Here is a 3,611-nt window from a genome sequence, read left to right as displayed (position 1 = left end):
GTATGGCGCCATGGCGGTGCCGGATGACCACGGTGTGGCGCAGAACGTGAGTGCCATCGTGCAGGACGGTTATACATTGCTGGACGCCTGTCGCGGTGGCTTTGCCAAGGTCGATCCGCTGTTGCTCAACTTCATCCAGCGCACCGAACAAGCGTACGGTCTACCGCTGGAGCCGCTCTACACCGGCAAGGCGCTGCTGGCGTTGAAACAGCAGATTAAGGCCGGACGCTTCGCCCCCGCCACTCGCCTGATCTTCGTCCATACCGGCGGCTTACAAGGCCGCCGAAGTGTGGCGCCCATTTGAAGGGGCTGATAAATATCAGGCAATGAGGCGTCGGCTGCCTGCTGGTCCCCTCAAATAGATATATGGCTTTCAATGAAGTGGGCACTCAGGGCAACCACCTCCTTGTATTGCAGGTCTACCGTAATCATGTGATAGCAGTTATCCAACAGCACTTTGGTGACAGGGCCTGCGAGTTTCTGTTCGGTGTAATCGGCGTTCCACCTGCCACTGACATCATCCTCGATGGAGTGGATGATCAGCGCGGGTGCGTTGATCAACGGCATGCGCCGTTTCACTCGTGTCGTCAGTTTATGCATTTGCCGCAGACTCTTGCCAGACATGCTCAGCAAGCCTGCAGCACTGCTTTCACCCATTTTCATCTGCCGTTCGACAATGGCTCGCAACCGCCTGTTTTTAATACCGAACGGCGGCCGCTCATTGAAGACGCAAAAGTCCAACACAAAGGGAATTCGAGTTACCCAAGGCATTAACCGTGTGACGGGTGAGGCGTTCCAGCCATCGTTACGCAAGGTCAGGGAATATAACAACAGCCCGGCAACTTGCCCTGGGTGTTCGGACGCCACATACATCGACATCACGGCCCCCATGGACAAACCGCCGACAAACACCTGCCCATGGCGTTGCTTGACCTGTACGAAGGTCTTTCGCACGCCTTCGTACCAGTCCTGCCAGCCAGTGGCCTGCAAGTCGCTGTTGTCGCCGCAGTGCCCGGCCAGCGTGGGCACATACACCGTGCAGTTACCCGCCTTGGCCAGGCCCTTGGCGACCTGGCGCAACTCGGTCGGTGTGCCGGTCAGGCCGTGGATCAACAGGATCCCGACCGGACCATCACCGAGAACGAAACCGGCAGTGCCTTCACCGAGGTCGATCCCTTGAGCATTCACCGCGTGGTCGCTCGCACCAGCAGTTGCTCCAGCAACTTCAGGCCCAGGTCGATTTCCGGGTAGCTGATCTCAAGGGACGGTGCCAGGGTGATCACGTTCTTGTAGTAACCGCCCACATCGAGGATCAACCCGAGCTTCTGGCCGTCTACCAGCATGTCGCCTTTCATGCCTTCTTCGACCATGTAGTCCAGGGTCGCCTTGTCCGGGGTGAAGCCATCCGGGCCGCAGATCTCGCAGCGCAGCGCCAGGCCCAGGCCGTCCACATCGCCGATGATCGGGAAGCGTTTTTGCAAGTCTTGCAGGCCTTCCAGGAAGTATTTGCCCTTGGCCATGACCATGGCGCCGTAGTCGACTTCGCTGGTCATCTTGAACATTTCCAGGCCCACCGCGGTACCCAAAGGGTTGGAGGCGAAGGTGGAGTGAGTCGAACCTGGCGGGAACACCTTCGGGTTGATCAACTCTTCACGGGCCCAGATACCGCCCAATGGGTTGAGGCCATTGGTCAGCGCCTTGCCGAACACGATCACGTCCGGTTGTACGTCGAAGTGCTCGATTGACCAGAGTTTGCCGGTGCGATAGAAGCCCATCTGGATTTCGTCGGACACCATCAGGATGCCGTGCTGGTCCAGGACGTGCTTGAGCTCGCGGTAGAAATTCATCGGCGGGATCACGTAGCCACCGGTGCCCTGGATCGGCTCGACATAGAAAGCTGCGTATTCGCACTGGTTGGTTTTAGGGTCCCAGACACCGTTGTATTCGGTCTCGAACAAGCGGGCGAACTGCTGCACGCAATGGCTGCCGTACTCTTCCTTGGTCATGCCCTTCGGGCCACGGAAGTGGTAAGGGAAGGGGATGAAATTGGCGCGTTCGCCAAAGTGGCCGTAGCGACGACGATAGCGGAAGCTGGAGGTGATCGACGAGGCGCCGAGGGTGCGCCCGTGGTAGCCGCCTTCGAAGGCGAACATCAGGCTTTTACCGTTGCTGGCGTTGCGCACCACCTTCAGGGAATCTTCGATGGACTGCGAACCGCCGACGTTGAAGTGCACACGGCCGTCGAGGCCGAACTTGTTCTTGGCATCGACCGCGATCATTTCCGACAGCTCGATCTTGCCTTTGTGCAGATACTGGCTGGCGATTTGCGGCAGGGTGTCGATCTGCTTTTTCAGCGCGTTGTTCAGGCGCGGGTTGGCATAGCCGAAGTTGACGGCCGAGTACCACATTTGCAGGTCGAGGTAGGCCTGGTCTTCGGTGTCCCACACATAAGAGCCTTCGCAGCGGCTGAAAATCCGCGGTGGCTCGATGTAGTGGACAGTGTCGCCGTAGGAGCAATACTTGGCTTCTTTATCCAGAAGCACCTGGTCTTCGGCGGTAGCGATACGGATATCAGACATGATGGAAGAGTTCCTGATGGTCAGAAGAGGTGTTGAAGGTGGTGGCATTGGCGGCGAGGCCTTGTGGCAACTTGGCCAGCAACGCCGGCACTTGCGCAAAGGTGTCGAAGCGCGCATGAGGGATCTGGTGGGCGACGCAGTACTCGGCGAGGCTGCCCTTGGCGAACACGAAGTCTGCAGTGGAGGCCACGCACATGTCGGACTTGCCGTCGCCGATCACCAGCACGCGCTTGTTGCGCGGCGTGGATTTGCACTTGCAGTTGCCGGACGCGGCGCGGCAGGCATCGCTGGCATACGGGAAGTCGATGCGCCAGCTGTCCTGGTCGACCTGGCGCAGGCGGTTGGCGAGGATCGGCAGCAGGGTCACGTAGTTGCGCGAAAGGATGCGGGCAATGCCCTGCTCGATGCCGTCGCTGACCACTTCGATGGAGGCACCCAGGCCCATGACGTGATCGACAAAGTCCGGGAAGTCCGGGTCGATCTCGACGCTGTCGAAGTACGCCAGCAGTTCAGCCGGGGTGGCCTTGATCAGCGCCAGTTGGCGGCTCAGGCATTCGCGTGAACCGATATGTCCATCCAGCCATTCCTGCTCAATGGTTTCCCACTCGGGGCCGGCGAAGCGTTGGAGGACGTTGTCGATGACATCGGTGGGGGTAATGGTCCCGTCGAAGTCACACACGATATGCCAGTTGATCATCTGCCTTTCCTTTAGGTAAAGGGCCTTGGAGGAGCGCGCTGTATGCGCTTGCCAAGGGATAGAGCAGGGACTGTGCCAACTGGCGAAAACCCCGCAGGGCTGGGGGGCTGGGGCGAAATGCGCAGCGATAGGTGTCGCGCAAGCTACAATTTTTGTAGCTTGCTACAAACAACATGAGTGCTTGCGCAGGCGCGTCGGTTTGCGCGTTCATGCGCGCCTGCCCACCTTCAGGAAACGTCCCCATGTCCAAGCTCGCTGCTGCTGTATTCACCGGTTTACTTGGAGGGTGGGGCCTTTGCGGGGCCGCATGGGCAGAGGGCATCACGGGCGATGTG

Annotated in this window: 3 protein-coding genes and 1 pseudogene; 1 reads left to right on the top strand and 3 read right to left on the bottom strand. The window is 59.3% G+C overall.

Translation table 11 applies throughout. The features are described 5' to 3' along the window. Positions 1-304, top strand: a pseudogene (locus GIW04_RS28995) (1-aminocyclopropane-1-carboxylate deaminase); the annotation flags it as partial. 50 nt (positions 305-354) lie between these two features. Here the strand turns inward: GIW04_RS28995 and GIW04_RS28990 are convergent. The 3 genes from GIW04_RS28990 to GIW04_RS28980 are packed head-to-tail and all read right to left on the bottom strand — an operon-like array spanning position 355 to position 3,276. Continuing rightward, positions 355-1,188 carry an alpha/beta hydrolase gene (locus tag GIW04_RS28990; RefSeq protein ID WP_236270091.1) on the bottom strand — a complete coding sequence of 278 codons (834 nt, stop codon included), beginning with the start codon at positions 1,186-1,188 and terminating at the stop codon, positions 355-357. Then, positions 1,185-2,579 carry an aspartate aminotransferase family protein gene (locus GIW04_RS28985; RefSeq protein ID WP_003188936.1) on the bottom strand — a complete coding sequence of 465 codons (1,395 nt, stop codon included), beginning with the start codon at positions 2,577-2,579 and terminating at the stop codon, positions 1,185-1,187. Before GIW04_RS28985 ends, GIW04_RS28990 begins: the two co-directional genes overlap by 4 nt. Continuing rightward, positions 2,572-3,276 carry an MtnX-like HAD-IB family phosphatase gene (locus tag GIW04_RS28980; protein ID WP_003188934.1) on the bottom strand — a complete coding sequence of 235 codons (705 nt, stop codon included), beginning with the start codon at positions 3,274-3,276 and terminating at the stop codon, positions 2,572-2,574. Before GIW04_RS28980 ends, GIW04_RS28985 begins: the two co-directional genes overlap by 8 nt. Between the last annotated feature and the right edge of the window lie 335 nt (positions 3,277-3,611).

Origin of the sequence: Pseudomonas sp. PA-4-8C (assembly GCF_021606625.1) — a bacterium.
GTDB classification, from domain to species: domain Bacteria; phylum Pseudomonadota; class Gammaproteobacteria; order Pseudomonadales; family Pseudomonadaceae; genus Aquipseudomonas; species Aquipseudomonas lactis.
This window is presented reverse-complemented; position numbering and strand designations above follow the sequence as displayed.

What these genes read in the sequence shown, in the direction of transcription:
- GIW04_RS28985 (WP_003188936.1), bottom strand. Translation starts at nt 2,579, where the DNA reads ATGTCTGATATCCGTATCGCTACCGCCGAAGACCAGGTGCTTCTGGAT.
- GIW04_RS28980 (WP_003188934.1), bottom strand. Translation starts at nt 3,276, where the DNA reads ATGATCAACTGGCATATCGTGTGTGACTTCGACGGGACCATTACCCCC.